This window comes from Afipia birgiae 34632 (assembly GCF_000308295.2).
In the GTDB taxonomy this organism is placed as follows: Bacteria; Pseudomonadota; Alphaproteobacteria; order Rhizobiales; family Xanthobacteraceae; genus Afipia; species Afipia birgiae.
The window spans coordinates 625,868-637,630 of the sequence record NZ_HG326653.1; the positions used below are offsets into that span (position 1 = coordinate 625,868).

Consider the following 11,763-nt stretch of genomic DNA (forward strand, 5'->3'; position numbering starts at 1 on the left):
CTTGGGTGCCGCAGGAGGCGGTGGAGGTGCAGCCTTGGGCGGAGCTGGCGGAGGTGGCGGTGGTGCAGCCTTCGGAGGTGCGGGCGGCGGAGGCGGAGCAGCCTTGGGCGGCGCAGGCGGTGGTGCGGGCGCAGCCTTCGGAGGCGCTGGAGGAGCGGCTTTCGGCGGTGCCTTCGGTTCTTCGGGCGCTGCGGCTTGCGCGATGACGATCGACGATGTTTCGGCGTGAGCCGGAAGCTGCGCGAGCTGAACCGCAGCGATCGCAGTCGTCGTCAGCAGAAGGAGTCGAATGTTCTTCATGAGGCCTCTGGGGTGAGAAGAAAGCAAAACAGCAGGAAAGCTGTCGCCCGTCGCAACGAAGTGAACTGCGATCAGTGGATAGTGATTAGGCGGTAATGTGGCGAAGACAAAACAGACGAAACTATTTCACGCCGCACGGCGAATCGGCGCGCCGAGAATGAATGGACGTTAAGATACGCTGCGAATGTGTAGGTGCAAACGCGTACGTGCCAACCGCAGGTGCGGTGGTGCACCACAGGAACGCCGCGGATCAGCGCCGCGGCGTTCGCACCGGCATCTCGTCCGGCGCGTTTGGCGGAAGCTCGCGCGGCGAGTCCGGCTCCACCGGATCGTGCATCGGTGGCGGCACTTCCGGGCGCGGATTTCCCGGCGGACTTTCCTGCGGGGGCTCGACGGGTATTCCCGGCGTTGCCGGTGGAATCTCTTCCGGCTCGCCGGGAATTTGCGCGAAGGTTTTCGTCACATCGCGGCCTTTCGGTTTTCGCCGAGATCAGGACGATACTCTGCTGCGGCAGCATCCCTCATCCTGATCTCCGTCAACCTGTGGAGCGGGAAGCAACGAACGGAGGAGAACTATGTTCCGTTATCGGGGGCGCGGACATGTCGGGTTCCCGCATATTGACAGCAGACCGTGAAGCCAAGGAGATAGCAGCGACAGAACATGAGGGGGAACGTCCGATGCCGCTCGCCTACTGGTGCGTCCTGATCGCCGCGCTGATGCCTTACGTGCTGAGCAAGTATTCCAAGCTCGGTGTCGCCAGCGATAACCGCTATCCGCGCGAGGACTACGACAACCTGCCGCCGAAGAACCGGCGGATCTATGCCGCGCACCAGAATGCGCTTGAAACGTTCCCGTTCTTCGCGGTCGCGGTGGTGATCGCGCTCACCCTGGGCGCGCCGGTCTATACGGTGAACGTGCTCGCGGTGCTCTACATCCTGCTGCGGATCGCCCACGCGCTGCTGTACATCTTCAACCAGTCCACCGCACGCTCGGTGGTGTTCGGCGCAGCCATGGCGGTCGGCGTCGCGATCTTCGTGCTGCCGGCATTCAAGTAAGACTTCGTCATTGCGAGCGAAGCGAAGCAATCCAGAGCCACAAGAAAGAGCTGGATTGCTTCGTCGCCGGCTCCTCACAATGAGGAAACCTGATTGATGCCGCTCTAGCCCGGCGCGTGACAGACGGCCTCGATGTTGTGGCCGTCGTGATCGAACACGAACGCACCGTAATAGTTGGCATGATAATGCGGGCGCAGGCCCGGCGCGCCATTGTCGCGTGCGCCTGCCGCCATCGCGGCTTTGTAAAACGCATCCACCGCTGCGCGCGTTTTTGCAACGACCGCAACATGCAGCGGATGCGCGAGCTTGCCTTCGCCGCCAATCCAGAAATCCGGCTTGCCATTCTCGCCGAAGCCCGCCGCGGGCGCCCCACTGGGATTGACGGCGGCCGGCACTTCCATGATCAGCTCATAACCGAGCGGCGCAAGCGCCTTGGCGTAGAAAGCCTTCGCGCGTTCGTAATCGGATACAGCGAAACCCATATGATCGATCATGCCTTGCTTCCTTTATGACCTCCGCACCAGCAGCGTGTTGCTGCGGGTCTTGCCCGCGATGCCGTAGCCGAGGCCGACCATGTCCTTGATGCAGTCGTGCAGCCAGTCTTTTCGTTCCAGATGCTCGATGGCGACGGCGCGCGGCCACAATGACTCCGGCGCTTCACGGAAAAACGGCGTCAGCACGCGGTCCTCATAACCCTCGACGTCGATCTTGAGCGCATCGATGCGCTCGATGCGGGCATCGCGCAGGATCGTCAGCAGCCGGTGCGCGGCCACCCTGGTGCCGCCGGTTTCGGAAATGTGGCTGGCTCCCAGATTGCCGCCGTCGGTTTCGATCATCAGTTCGCCTTCCGTATCGCCTGCGGCGGCCTTGATCAGCGTCAGGTTTACGAGACGGGAGGCGGCTGCATTGAAGGCGAGCCGCGCGCTCGACACCGGATGCGGCTCGATGGCGATCACGCGGCCGGTCGCGCCGACATGCTTTGCCAGCGCCACCGCATAGGTGCCGACATTGGCGCCGACATCGATGAAGGTGCCGCCGCGCGGCGCATACTCGCGCAGGAAATCCAGCTCGGGCAGATTGTAATCGGGATTGAACAGCGCGCCGCGCTCGGTCCCGCTGGCGAGGTGATGCAGCCGGAACGACGCCCCTTGATAGGTGGCGTCGATGGGGCCTGACCCCAGCAGATGGACGAGACGCGACAGCCATGGCCGGAATGCGCCGCGCTTGAGGCCGGAGCCGTGCGCGGCGGCGATCACCACGCGCTGCAAGGCGTTGGGGGCATAGCTGCCGAAAGGCTTTTGATCGTCGCTCATGTGCAAGTCATCGCGCAGCCCGCCCGCCGTTGCAAGATGCGCTCCGGCAAATTATCCGGTTGCGCTGCGTCCGATGCTGGCCGCCTCAACGGCGGCCTGCTGCATGCTCGCGGACATCTCACGGGTCACGGTGCTTTGTTCTGATGCGAAGGATTGCCGCCCGCAACGCCGTCCGCGACCAGCGCTACCGTGTGCCGCTGCGCCAGCAGCACATCGCGGACGCGGTCGGTCTGACGCCATGTCAGCCGGGTCCTCAGCCAGTTTCGCGATCGCGGCCTGATCGAATTTTCAGGCGGCATCGTGCACGTGCTTGACGTCTCCGAGCTCGAGCGCATCGGGGCGCTGAACTGACGGCGGCACGAAGACCTCATTGCTTGCGATCTTGCAGATACCGCTCGAAGCGGCTGGCGGCCTGTCCATCGGCCCTGATTTCAGGATCGAGTGTGTAGAGTTCCTCCGCCCTCCCGATTCCGCGCAGCGCATAACGCCCGGTCGAGACGAAGTGTACGCTTCCGGGTGCATTGATCCCGGCCAGAAACGCCGACGACACCAGAAGCTCGCGTTCGATGGAGCGGCACATCGAGGCGATGCGGCTGACCTCATTGACCGCCGGACCGACCACGGTGAAGTCGAGCCGCTCTTCGCTGCCGATATTGCCGTAGAACACCTCGCCGACATGCAGCCCCACATAGGCCGTGGTCGTCGGCCTGTTGCCGGAGGCGCGCCGTTCGTTGAGAGTCTGGATGTTTTTTCGGAACTGGTTTTCTGCGCGCAGCGCCGCGCGCCGCGCGGCGTCCATGTCGTCTTCATTGAAAATGGCCAGCACGCCGTCGCCCATCAGCTTGAGGACGTCGCCGCCCTCGTCATGGATCGCGCCGATGGCCGCGTCGGCATAGTCGTTGAGGAAGGGAATGATCTCGGCAGGGTCCATCGCCTCGCCGATCGCCGTCGAGCCGCGCAGGTCGGAAAACCACAGGACCGCGTTGATGCGGTCGGCGACGCCGCGGGAAATGCGCCCGCTCAGGACGCGTTCGGCGGCATCGCGGCCAAGGTACACATGCCCGAGCGTGCGGGCGATGCGGGCATGCGCGGCTGATTTCACTGCCAGTCCGAGCAGCGGCACGAGATCGCGCATCGCGCCCATGGCGGCTTCATCGAAGCCGTCCGGCCGCCGCATCGACCAGAACGAATAGCAGCAATCCATCTCGCCGATGATCCCGGCGTCACCAAACCGATGCAGGAGCACCGCGAAATCCTGGTGACCTTCGATCCCGAGGTCGGCGATCAACCGGGAATCGATCTCGTCGCGGCCGAATCTGCGCTCGCTCTGTCCGCTGACCAGCATGGCGTGGAATGGCGAGCGCTGCCAGCGTTCCGCGGCCTCGCCCTCGCTGGTGGGGCCATATTCGAACGTGTCGCTGCTGTTGGTTTCGACGTCGCTCCATCGAAAGCCGCGGCCTTCAAAAATCGGATGCAGCGTGTCCATGAAGACGACGCCGTGCGACAGTTCAAGTCCGGCGGCCCTGCTGCGTTCGCAGAACCCACGGACAAGGTCCGTTTCAGTAAGGCCGGACAGACCGGCGCCGGCCAGCCAGTTCATGATTTCAAGACGTGAGGTGAGGTCCATCCGGTTCCTTCGCGCGAGATTGGCGATGTTTCGAGGCAGTATCGGGGATAGTCTGGCTACGGGCCCTACTTTGCCGCGACCGGCCCCGGTGAGATTGATCAAAATCTTGCGCTCGTCCTTGGTATCGCGCTGCCTGCGGGCATGACCCATTGTCTATTCACCGGCGGCATCGGACACAATCCGCCGCAGAAAGCGCCGCATGCCTTCGCGCAGGCCGTGATCGACGTCGACGGATTTTGATCGGCGCTTGGCAGGGGCCGTGAAAAACATAATGGCCTGTCCGTGCGTTCGGACAGGCCATTATCAATTCGAAGGTATTGAATGCGACTCAGACCTGCCGTTCGACCATCTTCAGCTTGAGGTCGGCGATGGCTTCCGACGGGTTGAGACCCTTCGGGCAGGCCTTGGCGCAGTTCATGATGGTGTGGCAGCGATAGAGCCGGAACGGATCTTCCAGATTGTCGAGCCGTTCGCCGGTGGCCTCGTCGCGCGAGTCCTTCACCCAGCGGTCGGCAGCCAAGAGCGCGGCCGGGCCGAGGAAGCGATCGCTGTTCCACCAGTAGCTCGGGCACGAGGTCGAGCAACAGGCGCACAGGATGCACTCGTAAAGACCGTCGAGCTTGGCGCGGTCTTCCGGCGACTGCTTCCATTCCTTCTGCGGCGTGGGGCTGGTGGTGTGCAGCCACGGCTCGATCGAGGCGTACTGCGCGTAGAAGTTGGTCAGATCCGGCACGAGATCCTTGACCACCGGCTGGTGCGGCAGCGGATTGACCTTGATCGGGCCGGCCTCGACCTCGTCCATCGCGCGGGTGCAGGCCAGCGTGTTCGTGCCGTCGATGTTCATGGCGCAGGAGCCGCAGACGCCTTCGCGGCAGGAGCGGCGGAAGGTCAGCGTCGGATCGACGTTGTTCTTGATCCAGATCAGGGCGTCGAGAATCATCGGCCCGCAATCGTGGGTGTTCACGTAGTAGGTGTCGATGCCGGGGTTTTTGCCGTCGTCCGGATTCCAGCGATAGACCTTGAACTCGCGCAGTTCGGTCGCGCCGGCCGGCTTCGGCCATTCCTTGCCGCCGGTGATTTTCGAATTCTTCGGGAGGGCGAATTCAACCATGGGTCTCGAACCTTCGCTTGTTCGCGTAACTCTATGCGGCGATCAGTAAACGCGCGCTTTCGGCGGAATGTACTGAACGTCGTTGGTCATCGTGTAGTCGTGCACCGGGCGGTAATCGATGGTGGAGGTGCCCTTGCCGTCGATCCACGCCAGCGTGTGCTTCATCCAGTTCTTGTCGTCGCGCTCGGCGAAGTCCTCGCGCGCATGGGCGCCGCGGCTCTCGGTGCGGTTGGCGGCGGAGTCCATCGTCACCACGGCCTGGGAAATCAGGTTGTCGTATTCGAGGGTCTCGACGAGGTCCGAATTCCACACCAGCGAACGGTCGGACACGCCGATGTCGCCGATGCCGCCGTAAACCTTGTGGATCAGCACCTGGCCTTCCTTCAGAACGTCGCCGGTGCGGAACACCGCGCAGTTGTTCTGCATCACGTGCTGCATGTTCTCGCGCAGCTTCGCGGTCGGCGTGCCGCCCGCGGCATGACGGAAATGATCGAGGCGTCCGAGCGCGAGATCCGAGGAACTGGCGGGCAGGTCCGGCTGCGAGGCGTTGGGGATGAGCTTCTCGGCGCAGCGCAGCGCCGCGGCGCGGCCGAACACCACGAGATCGATCAGCGAGTTCGAACCGAGACGGTTGGCGCCATGCACCGATACGCAGGCGGCTTCGCCGACCGCCATCAGGCCCGGGACCACTGCGTTGTCGTCGCCGTTCTTCTTGGTGACGACTTCGCCGTGGAAGTTGGTTGGAATGCCGCCCATGTTGTAGTGCACGGTCGGGATCATCGGGATCGGCTCGCGTGTCACATCGACGCCGGCAAAGATTCGCGCCGACTCCGAGATGCCAGGCAGGCGTTCGTGCAGGATCTTCGGATCGAGGTGGTCGAGATGAAGATAGATGTGATCCTTCTTCTTGCCGACGCCGCGGCCCTCGCGGATTTCGATGGTCATCGCGCGCGAGACCACGTCGCGTGACGCGAGGTCCTTCGCCGACGGTGCATAGCGCTCCATGAAGCGCTCGCCTTCCGAATTGACCAGATAGCCGCCTTCGCCGCGCGCGCCTTCCGTGACAAGGCAGCCCGAGCCGTAAATGCCGGTCGGGTGGAACTGGACGAACTCCATGTCCTGCAACGGCAGACCTGCGCGCAGCGCCATCGCGCCGCCGTCGCCGGTGCAGGTGTGCGCCGAGGTGCATGACGCATAGGCGCGGCCATAGCCGCCGGTGGCGAGAATCGTGGTCTGGGCGCGGAAGCGATGGATCGTGCCGTCGTCGAGCTTGAGCGCGATGACGCCGCGGCAGACGCCCTGATCGTCCATGATCAGGTCGATGGCGAAGAATTCGATGAAGAACTCCGCCGAATGGCGCAGCGCCTGGCCGTACATGGTGTGCAGCATGGCGTGGCCGGTGCGGTCGGCGGCGGCGCACGTGCGCTGCGCCTGGCCCTTGCCATAGTCCATGGTCATGCCGCCGAACGGACGCTGATAAATCCTGCCGTCCTCGGTGCGCGAAAACGGCACGCCCCAGTGCTCGAGTTCGTAGACCGCCTCCGGCGCGTTGCGCACCATGTATTCGATCGAATCCTGATCACCCAGCCAGTCCGACCCCTTGACGGTGTCGTACATGTGCCAGCGCCAGTCGTCCTTGTGCATGTTGCCGAGCGAGGCGGAGATGCCGCCCTGCGCCGCGACGGTGTGCGAACGTGTCGGGAAAACCTTGGTGATGCAGGCCGTGCGCAGGCCCGCTTCCGAGCAGCCGACCACCGCGCGCAGACCCGCGCCGCCGGCGCCGACGACAATCACGTCATAGGTGTGATCTTCAACTGCGTAGGCTTGCCCGTTCGCGGCGGGCGCGCTCTGGCCATTCGATGCCATCAATTAAACTCCCGACGACAGTTTGATAATGGCGTAGATCGATGCGAGACCGACCGCCGCAGAAAAGAAGTTGTTCGCGATGATCGCGGCGAGCTTGGTTTTCTCGTCGGTGACGTAATCTTCCAGCACGACCTGCATGCCGATCTTCATGTGCCAGATGCTGGCGATGATGAAGAGGATCATGATGACGGCGACCAGCGGCGAGCCGAGGATCTGGGCGGCGCCGGCCTGGTTGCGGCCGAGCAGCGACATGATGATCACGATGACCGGCACGAACAGCAGCACCATCGCGATCGCAGTGACGCGCTGGCGGAAGAAGTCCGATGTGCCTGACTTTGCAGAACCAAGCCCGCGGACGCGGGACAGCGGGGTGCGGATCGAGGTCGATGGCTTGGCGTTGTTGGCGCTCATCGTCCGCCTCCCACAACGAAAGCGACGACCCACACAAGGATCGTCAGGGTGATGGAGCCGATCAGGGCGGCGCGGGTGAGCCATTCGCGCTCGGAGGGGCCGAAGCCGTAACCGAGATCCCAGATGAAATGCCGGATGCCGCTGAGCATGTGGTGCAGCAGCGCCCACGTGTAACCGAACACGACGATGCGGCCGATCCAGCTCGAGGTGAAGCCCTGGATATTGGCATAGGCGCCGGGCCCGGAGGCGGTGGCGATCAGCCACCACGCCATCAGCAGCGTGCCGACATAAAGGGCGATACCGGTGATCCGATGGACGATGGACATCGCCATCGTCAGCGTCCAGCGGTAGGTCATGAAAGGTGAAAGCGGACGGTCGATCCTGGGTGCCATGCGCGACTTTAATGGTTGGCGGCAGAACAAAGCTGCCGACTTTATTATGCGGGATCGGGCTATTAGAGGGCTTCTATTTACGGAGAAGGCGGAACGAGCGCAACGCAGAATTGACCTAGTATTGAATCTAAAATCAATACTTCGTCCATGCTTTAGTCCTTCTGGCATACCTGTTTTTCGTATACCACGAATAGCGCAAATCACATGTGAAGCGGGATTCATCTCGCGCTCTGGAAATGGATTGAAATGCTTGGGCATCTCGGCAACACCGCCGCATGATCGCCGGTCTGACCAGCCCCCAACTGCTTGAACTTGTTCTGCTGCTGCTGGTGACCGGCGCGCTGGCAGGGTTCCTGGCCGGGATTTTCGGCATCGGCGGCGGCGCCGTGCTGGTGCCGGTGCTGTACGAATGCTTCCGCATCGCCGGCGTGCCGCTGGACGCGCGCATGCCGCTCTGCATCGGCACGTCGCTGGCCATCATCATTCCAACCGCGATCCGCTCATGGCAGGCCTACCACAAGCGCGGCAGTGTCGACATGGACATCCTCAAGAGGTGGGCGCTGCCGGTGCTCGGCGGCGTCATCCTGGGCAGCGTGATCGCGCGCTACGCGCCGGAGAAACTGTTCAAATACGTGTTCGTCGGCGTGGCGTGGTCCGCCGCGGCGCGGCTGCTGCTCGGCAAGGAGAACTGGCGGCTCGGCGCGGAGATGCCGAAAGGCATTTTCATGAAGGTGTACGGCTTTTTCATCGGCCTGCTTTCGACGCTGATGGGGATCGGCGGCGGGCTGTTCTCGAATCTCCTGATGACTTTCTACGGCCGCCCGATCCATCAGGCGATCGGCACCTCGGCGGGTCTTGCGGTGCTGATCTCGATCCCCGGCGCGCTCGGCTACATCTATGCGGGCTGGCCCGCCGCGTCGCGCTTCCCCGAAGTGGCGGCGCTGCAGTTGCCGTTTGCGGTCGGCTACATTTCGATCATCGGCGCATTGCTGGTGATGCCGACAAGCTTGCTTGTCGCGCCGCTCGGCGTGCGCGTCGCGCATTTCCTCACCAAGCGGAAACTCGAAATCGCGTTCGGCTGTTATCTCCTGATCGTGTCGTCGCGGTTCGTCGTGAGTCTCGCGACAGGGTATTGAGGGCTCTCACCTCTCCCCGCAAGCGGGGAGAGGGAGAGATTACTTCTTGTAAATCCCCGCATAGGTGTCGCGCAGCACGTTCTTCTGCACCTTGCCCATGGTGTTGCGCGGCAGGTCGTCGACGAAGATCACGCGCTTGGGCATTTTGAATTTCGCCAGCCGCCCATCGAGCGCATGCAGCACCGCGGATTCATCGAGCGTTGTCGCCTTGTCGCCGACCACGACCGCGGTGACGCCTTCGCCAAAATCCGCATGCGGCACGCCGATCACCGCCGACTCAGTGACGCCGGGAATGGCGTCGATCTCGTTTTCCACTTCCTTCGGGTAGACGTTGAACCCTCCGGAGATCACCAGATCCTTGCCGCGGCCGATGATGTGGACGTAGCCGCGATCATCGATCTTGCCGAGATCGCCGGTGATGAAAAAGCCATCGGCGCGGAATTCCGCGGCGGTCTTCTCCGGCATCCGCCAGTAGCCCTTGAACACATTCGGGCCCTTGACCTCGATCATGCCGATCTCGTCACGCGCGAATTCTGTTCCGGTGTCCGGATCGGTGACGCGCACCGAGACGCCCGGCAGCGGAAAGCCCACCGCACCCGGCACGCGCTCGCCGTCGTAGGGGTTCGACGTGTTCATGTTGGTTTCGGTCATGCCGTAGCGCTCCAGCACCGCATGCCCCGTGCGTGCCGACCATTCGCGATGGGTCTCGGCCAGCAGCGGCGCGGAGCCCGAGATGAACAGCCGCATATGCGACGTGGAGTCTTTCGTCAGATTCGGCGACTGCAGCAGCCGCGTATAGAAGGTCGGTACGCCCATCAGCACGGTGGCGCGCGTCATCAGCCTGATGATCAGTTCGGGATCGAGCTTCGGCAGGAAGATCATCGACGCACGCGCGAACAGCGTGACGTTGCTCGCCACGAACAACCCGTGCGTATGATAGATCGGCAGTGCGTGGATCAGCACGTCGTCCTGCGTGAAGCGCCAGTACTCAACGAGGCTGTGCGAGTTCGACGCCAGATTGTCGTGGGTCAGCATCGCGCCCTTGGAGCGGCCGGTGGTGCCCGACGTGTAGAGAATGGCGGCGAGATCGTCGCCCGCGCGCGCGACGGTGGCGAAATCGGACGCGGCCCTGGCCGCGCCATCGCTCAGCGATCCCTTGCCATTGGCGTCGAGCGTCTCGACTGTTGCGCCGCTCTTCGCTGCGAGCGCCTTGATGCCGTCCGCCTTCGACGGGTCGCACACGATCAGCGACGGCTCGGCGTCGCCGATGAAGTATTCAAGCTCATTGAGCGTGTAGGCGGTGTTGAGCGGCAGATAGACCGCGCCGGCGCGGACCGTCGCCAGATACAGCACCAGCGCTTCGACCGATTTTTCGGTTTGCGCTGCAACACGGTCGCCCGGCTTGACGCCGCGCGAGGTGATGAAATTCGCAGCGCGTCCGGATTGCGCGATCAGATCGGCATAGCTGATGCGTGTTCCGTCCATGGTCTCGATCGCAAGCCTGCCGGTGTCGGCAAGCCCATCAAACAGGCGTGAAAACAGGTTGGCGTTCGCGGCGGCGTTCATGCAACATTCCAAAGTTGGGCGGGGTCGATAACGTCATGAATGCCGTCATTGCGAGCGAAGCGAAGCAATCCAGAGCTGCAAGAAAGGACTGGATTGCTTCGTCGCTTTGCTCCTCGCAATGACGAAAGGAACTCTCACGTTTGTTGCCGGCACTTTCGGCACGACTCTTAGCAAAACCATCCTTCACAAGGCAACGGAGACAACCGGCATGAGCAATAACAAGAAACGTGTGGCCTGGATCACAGGCGGGGGAAGCGGCATTGGCCTTGCGGGTGCGCAGGAACTGGCCAGGGAAGGATGGACCGTCGTGATCTCGGGTCGCCGCAAGGATGTGCTCGACGAGGCGGTTGCGAGCATCGCGAAGTCTGGCGGCAAGGTCGAGGCGATGGCGCTCGATGTCAGCAGCGCTGCGGATGCGGAGAAGGTGGCGAAGGAGATCGTCGCCAAACACGGCCGCATCGATCTTCTGGTCAACAGCGCCGGCGTTAACGTGCCGAAGCGGAGCTGGGACGACATCACCACCGAGAGCTGGGACAAGCTGGTCGATATCAATCTCTCTGGCGTGATGTACTGCATGCGCGCTGTGCTGCCGGCGATGCGCGCGCAGAAGGACGGCGTCATCATCAACGTCGCCTCATGGGCGGGACGTCACGTCTCGAAAATGACCGGGCCTGCCTACACCACCACCAAGCATGCGGTGCTGGCGCTGACCCATTCGTTCAACATGGATGAATTCAAGAACGGCCTGCGCGCCTGCTGTCTGTCTCCGGGCGAAGTCGCAACGCCGATCCTGAAACTGCGCCCGGTGCCGCCATCCGCCGAGGACATGGCGAAGATGCTGCAGCCGGAAGATCTCGGCCGCACCATCGCATTCGTCGCGAGCATGCCGCCGCATGCCTGCATCAATGAGATCTTGATCTCGCCGACGTACAACCGCGGCTTTGTGACGCCGACGCTGTTGTGAATTTTTTCTCCCTCCCCCGTA

At 63.0% G+C, this 11,763-nt stretch carries 15 protein-coding genes; 5 read left to right on the plus strand and 10 right to left on the minus strand.

What is annotated here, in order from left to right; all coding sequences use genetic code 11:
- Positions 1–206: hypothetical protein (locus BN32_RS27335; RefSeq protein WP_179944848.1), on the plus strand; the 206-nt coding region annotated here is incomplete at its 5' end.
- A 344-nt stretch (positions 207–550) separates the two neighbouring features.
- Here the strand turns inward: BN32_RS27335 and BN32_RS26295 are convergent.
- Positions 551–763 carry a hypothetical protein gene (locus tag BN32_RS26295; protein ID WP_019199155.1) on the minus strand — a complete coding sequence of 71 codons (213 nt, stop codon included), beginning with the start codon at positions 761–763 and terminating at the stop codon, positions 551–553.
- A gap of 215 nt (positions 764–978) precedes the next feature.
- Here BN32_RS26295 and BN32_RS16955 point away from each other — a divergent pair, with 215 nt between their 5' ends.
- A complete protein-coding gene (locus BN32_RS16955; protein ID WP_019199154.1) occupies positions 979–1,356 on the plus strand; it encodes an MAPEG family protein in 378 nt (125 codons plus the stop codon).
- Between the two features lie 104 nt (positions 1,357–1,460).
- Here the strand turns inward: BN32_RS16955 and BN32_RS16960 are convergent, their stop codons facing one another.
- The 3 genes from BN32_RS16960 to BN32_RS27810 all read right to left on the minus strand — a co-directional run bounded on the left by BN32_RS16960 (position 1,461) and on the right by BN32_RS27810 (position 2,968).
- Positions 1,461–1,850 carry a VOC family protein gene (locus BN32_RS16960; protein WP_019199153.1) on the minus strand — a complete coding sequence of 130 codons (390 nt, stop codon included), beginning with the start codon at positions 1,848–1,850 and terminating at the stop codon, positions 1,461–1,463.
- A gap of 12 nt (positions 1,851–1,862) precedes the next feature.
- A complete protein-coding gene (locus BN32_RS16965) occupies positions 1,863–2,669 on the minus strand; it encodes an FkbM family methyltransferase (protein ID WP_019199152.1) in 807 nt (268 codons plus the stop codon).
- A gap of 125 nt (positions 2,670–2,794) precedes the next feature.
- The gene (locus BN32_RS27810; protein ID WP_244438190.1) at positions 2,795–2,968 is read right to left on the minus strand and encodes a hypothetical protein; all 174 of its coding nucleotides are present in this window, start codon (positions 2,966–2,968) and stop codon (positions 2,795–2,797) included.
- On the opposite strand from BN32_RS27810, the gene BN32_RS27815 reads away from it, so the two are divergent.
- The gene (locus tag BN32_RS27815) at positions 2,949–3,020 is read left to right on the plus strand and encodes a hypothetical protein (protein WP_244438205.1); all 72 of its coding nucleotides are present in this window, start codon (positions 2,949–2,951) and stop codon (positions 3,018–3,020) included. The genes BN32_RS27810 and BN32_RS27815 overlap by 20 nt on opposite strands.
- Positions 3,021–3,036: 16 nt before the next feature.
- On the opposite strand, the gene BN32_RS16975 is transcribed toward BN32_RS27815, so the two are convergent.
- The 5 genes from BN32_RS16975 to sdhC all read right to left on the minus strand — a co-directional run bounded on the left by BN32_RS16975 (position 3,037) and on the right by sdhC (position 8,076).
- Positions 3,037–4,296: an adenylate/guanylate cyclase domain-containing protein gene (locus BN32_RS16975; RefSeq protein WP_019199150.1), complete on the minus strand. Its 1,260-nt coding sequence runs from the start codon at positions 4,294–4,296 to the stop codon at positions 3,037–3,039.
- Positions 4,297–4,624: 328 nt separating this feature from the next.
- Positions 4,625–5,407, minus strand: coding sequence for a succinate dehydrogenase iron-sulfur subunit (locus tag BN32_RS16980; protein WP_019199148.1), 783 nt, complete (start codon positions 5,405–5,407; stop codon positions 4,625–4,627).
- Between the two features lie 42 nt (positions 5,408–5,449).
- The gene (sdhA, locus tag BN32_RS16985; RefSeq protein WP_040426616.1) at positions 5,450–7,273 is read right to left on the minus strand and encodes a succinate dehydrogenase flavoprotein subunit; all 1,824 of its coding nucleotides are present in this window, start codon (positions 7,271–7,273) and stop codon (positions 5,450–5,452) included.
- Between the two features lie 3 nt (positions 7,274–7,276).
- Positions 7,277–7,684 (minus strand): succinate dehydrogenase, hydrophobic membrane anchor protein, encoded by a 408-nt coding sequence (gene sdhD, locus BN32_RS16990; RefSeq protein ID WP_019199146.1) that lies wholly within the window; start codon positions 7,682–7,684, stop codon positions 7,277–7,279.
- Positions 7,681–8,076, minus strand: a complete 396-nt coding sequence (gene sdhC / locus BN32_RS16995) for a succinate dehydrogenase, cytochrome b556 subunit (RefSeq protein ID WP_040426617.1) — start codon at positions 8,074–8,076, stop codon at positions 7,681–7,683. The genes sdhD and sdhC overlap by 4 nt, the downstream gene beginning before the upstream one ends.
- 275 nt (positions 8,077–8,351) lie before the next feature.
- Between sdhC and BN32_RS17000 the strand changes: the two genes are divergently transcribed.
- Entirely contained in the window at positions 8,352–9,212 is an 861-nt protein-coding gene (locus BN32_RS17000; protein WP_019199144.1) for a sulfite exporter TauE/SafE family protein, read from the plus strand.
- 39 nt (positions 9,213–9,251) lie between these two features.
- Here the strand turns inward: BN32_RS17000 and BN32_RS17005 are convergent, their stop codons facing one another.
- Positions 9,252–10,778: a malonate--CoA ligase gene (locus BN32_RS17005; protein ID WP_019199143.1), complete on the minus strand. Its 1,527-nt coding sequence runs from the start codon at positions 10,776–10,778 to the stop codon at positions 9,252–9,254.
- 208 nt (positions 10,779–10,986) lie between these two features.
- On the opposite strand from BN32_RS17005, the gene BN32_RS17010 reads away from it, so the two are divergent.
- On the plus strand, positions 10,987–11,742 hold the full coding sequence (locus BN32_RS17010; protein ID WP_040426861.1) for an SDR family oxidoreductase: 756 nt from the start codon (positions 10,987–10,989) through the stop codon (positions 11,740–11,742).
- Positions 11,743–11,763: the final 21 nt, after the last annotated feature.

Coding starts and splice junctions, on each gene's coding strand:
- BN32_RS16955 (WP_019199154.1), top strand. CDS start 979: ATGCCGCTCGCCTACTGGTGCGTCCTGATCGCCGCGCTGATGCCTTAC.
- BN32_RS16960 (WP_019199153.1), bottom strand. CDS start 1,850: ATGATCGATCATATGGGTTTCGCTGTATCCGATTACGAACGCGCGAAG.
- BN32_RS16965 (WP_019199152.1), bottom strand. CDS start 2,669: ATGAGCGACGATCAAAAGCCTTTCGGCAGCTATGCCCCCAACGCCTTG.
- BN32_RS27810 (WP_244438190.1), bottom strand. CDS start 2,968: ATGCCGCCTGAAAATTCGATCAGGCCGCGATCGCGAAACTGGCTGAGG.
- BN32_RS16975 (WP_019199150.1), bottom strand. CDS start 4,296: ATGGACCTCACCTCACGTCTTGAAATCATGAACTGGCTGGCCGGCGCC.
- BN32_RS16980 (WP_019199148.1), bottom strand. CDS start 5,407: ATGGTTGAATTCGCCCTCCCGAAGAATTCGAAAATCACCGGCGGCAAG.
- sdhA (WP_040426616.1), bottom strand. CDS start 7,273: ATGGCATCGAATGGCCAGAGCGCGCCCGCCGCGAACGGGCAAGCCTAC.
- sdhD (WP_019199146.1), bottom strand. CDS start 7,684: ATGAGCGCCAACAACGCCAAGCCATCGACCTCGATCCGCACCCCGCTG.
- sdhC (WP_040426617.1), bottom strand. CDS start 8,076: ATGGCACCCAGGATCGACCGTCCGCTTTCACCTTTCATGACCTACCGC.
- BN32_RS17000 (WP_019199144.1), top strand. CDS start 8,352: ATGATCGCCGGTCTGACCAGCCCCCAACTGCTTGAACTTGTTCTGCTG.
- BN32_RS17005 (WP_019199143.1), bottom strand. CDS start 10,778: ATGAACGCCGCCGCGAACGCCAACCTGTTTTCACGCCTGTTTGATGGG.
- BN32_RS17010 (WP_040426861.1), top strand. CDS start 10,987: ATGAGCAATAACAAGAAACGTGTGGCCTGGATCACAGGCGGGGGAAGC.